At 53.7% G+C, this 3,176-nt stretch carries 2 rRNA genes; both read left to right on the plus strand.

Annotated elements, in window-relative coordinates:
• Window positions 1–7: 7 nt before the first annotated feature.
• Window positions 8–2,801 (plus strand): 23S ribosomal RNA (locus J3474_RS22275).
• 121 nt (window positions 2,802–2,922) lie between these two features.
• Window positions 2,923–3,037 (plus strand): 5S ribosomal RNA (rrf, locus tag J3474_RS22280).
• The last annotated feature ends 139 nt before the right edge of the window (window positions 3,038–3,176 follow it).

Below are 3,176 nucleotides of genomic sequence, written 5' to 3' on the forward strand. Positions count from 1 at the left end.
GGATTCTCAAGCGTGAGGTAAGAGCATTTGGTGGATGCCTTGGCATGTACAGGCGATGAAGGACGTGGCACGCTGCGATAAGCGTCGGGGAGTTGTGAGCAAACTTTGATCCGGCGATTTCCGAATGGGGAAACCCACCTTCACCATTTCTCTCGGTTCGTGAGCGATCACGGGTTGAGTGAGGTGGATAAGGTATCACCTTGGCGAATATATAGCCTTGGTGAAGCGAACCCGGGGAACTGAAACATCTAAGTACCCGGAGGAAAAGACATCAACCGAGATTCCGTTAGTAGTGGCGAGCGAACGCGGACCAGGCCAGTGCTTCTTGTTCAACTAGCAGAACACTTTGGAAAGAGTGACCATAGCGGGTGACAGTCCCGTATGCGAAAGCGAGACAAGAAGACTCGAGTAGGGCGGGACACGTGAAATCCTGTCTGAACATGGGGGGACCACCCTCCAAGCCTAAATACTCGTACATGACCGATAGCGAACACAGTACCGTGAGGGAAAGGTGAAAAGCACCCCGATGAGGGGAGTGAAACAGTACCTGAAACCGAATGCTTACAAGCAGTTGGAGCCTCTTTAGGGGGTGACAGCGTACCTCTTGCATAATGGGTCAGTGACTTAATGTACCATGCGAGCTTAAGCCGTTAGGTGTAGGCGCAGCGAAAGCGAGTCTGAACAGGGCGAATTGAGTATGGTGTATTAGACCCGAAACCCGGCGATCTAGGCATGACCAGGTTGAAGGTGCGGTAACACGCACTGGAGGACCGAACCGGTGAATGTTGAAAAATTCTCGGATGAGTTGTGTTTAGGGGTGAAAGGCCAATCAAGCCGGGAAATAGCTGGTTCTCCGCGAAATCTATTGAGGTAGAGCGTCGAATGATTGCCGTTGGGGGTAGAGCACTGGATGGATGCGGGGGTCGCGAGATCTACCAATTCTAACCAAACTCCGAATACCAACGAGTCTAGTTCGGCAGACAGACGGCGGGTGCTAAGGTCCGTCGTCAAAAGGGAAACAGCCCTAACCTACAGCTAAGGTCCCCAAGTCATCACTAAGTGGGAAAGCATGTGGAACTTCCAAAACAACCAGGAGGTTGGCTTAGAAGCAGCCATCCTTTAAAGAAAGCGTAACAGCTCACTGGTCTAAATAAGAGGTTCTGCGGCGAAAATGTAACGGGGCTCAAGTGATGCACCGAAGCTTAGGGTGTGATCTTCGGATCACGCGGTAGCGGAGCGTTCCGTAGGCGAGTGAAGCGGGAGGGTAACCGACCGTGGACGTATCGGAAGTGCGAATGCTGACATGAGTAGCGATAAAGAGGGTGAGATGCCCTCTCGCCGAAAGACCAAGGGTTCCTGCTTAAAGCTAATCTGAGCAGGGTGAGCCGGCCCCTAAGACGAGCCCGAAGGGGGTAGTCGATGGGAACCACGTTAATATTCGTGGGCCTGGAGATGTGTGACGGATCGCGTGTGTTGTACAACCTTATCGGATTGGTTGTGCTTCGAAGCGGTTCCAGGAAATAGCCTCTCCGTATAGACCGTACCCGAAACCGACACAGGTGGTCAGGTAGAGTATACCAAGGCGCTTGAGAGAAGTATCCTGAAGGAACTCGGCAAATTGCCTCCGTACCTTCGGAAGAAGGAGGCCCCATGTTTGCGCAAGCAGATGTGGGGGGCACAGGCCAGGGGGTAGCGACTGTTTAGCAAAAACACAGGACTCTGCTAAGTCGGCTTCAAGACGACGTATAGGGTCTGACGCCTGCCCGGTGCCGGAAGGTTAAGAGGAGGAGTGCAAGCTCCGAATTGAAGCCCCGGTAAACGGCGGCCGTAACTATAACGGTCCTAAGGTAGCGAAATTCCTTGTCGGGTAAGTTCCGACCTGCACGAATGGCGTAACGACTTCCCCACTGTCTCCAGGATATGCTCAGCGAAATTGAATTCTCCGTGAAGATGCGGAGTACCCGCGGTTAGACGGAAAGACCCCGTGCACCTTTACTGCAGCTTCAGAGTGGCATTGGAAAATTATTGTGTAGCATAGGTGGGAGGCTTTGAAGCACCGGCGCCAGCTGGTGTGGAGCCATAGGTGAAATACCACCCTGTGATTTTTTAATGTCTAACCTCGTACCGTTAGCCGGTACAGGGACCCTCTGTGGCGGGTAGTTTGACTGGGGCGGTCGCCTCCTAAAGAGTAACGGAGGCGCGCGATGGTAGGCTCAGGCCGGTTGGAAACCGGCTGCAAGAGTGCAATGGCATAAGCCTGCCTGACTGCGAGATTGACGAATCGAGCAGAGACGAAAGTCGGTCATAGTGATCCGGTGGTCCCTCGTGGAAGGGCCATCGCTCAACGGATAAAAGGTACGCCGGGGATAACAGGCTGATGATTCCCAAGAGCTCATATCGACGGAATCGTTTGGCACCTCGATGTCGGCTCATCACATCCTGGGGCTGGAGCAGGTCCCAAGGGTTTGGCTGTTCGCCAATTAAAGTGGTACGTGAGCTGGGTTCAGAACGTCGCGAGACAGTTTGGTCCCTATCTGCCGTGGGCGTCGATACTTGAGAGGAGTTGACCCTAGTACGAGAGGACCGGGTTGAACATGCCTCTGGTGTACCTGTCGTGGCGCCAGCCGCGCAGCAGGGTAGCTATGCATGGACGGGATAACCGCTGAAAGCATCTAAGCGGGAAGCCTCCCTCAAGATTAGGTATCTTCGAGTCGTGATAGACCATCACGTTGATAGGCCGGGTGTGGAAGCGTGGTAACGCGTGGAGCTAACCGGTCCTAATAACTCTGATCATGCTTGATGAATCCCACCATCAATGACAGCCCTGCACACCGTGCAGCAGCGTCAGTGATGACCGGGCGATCATCCAGCCAGATAATGCACGGATACATTCATCGATTAAAAAGCACGCCAGCTCCATTGCTTGGTGACCATAGCGTCAGTGACCCACCCGATCCCATCTCGAACTCGGCCGTGAAACCTGACAGCGCCGATGGTACTTGCGCTCAAGCGTTGGAAGAGTAGGACGTCGCCAGGCATTGAAGCCGGCGTGCAAAAAACCCATCACAATCTCAAGAACAACGAGGGCCAAGGGATAACTCCCAAGGCCCTCTTTGTGTCTCTAACCTGAGACACGTGGAAATTACGCCGAACCGAAGCCAAGGGCTTCGCAAGGC

The sequence above is a fragment of the Novosphingobium sp. PY1 genome, assembly GCF_017312445.1.
Lineage (GTDB): Bacteria > Pseudomonadota > Alphaproteobacteria > Sphingomonadales > Sphingomonadaceae > Novosphingobium.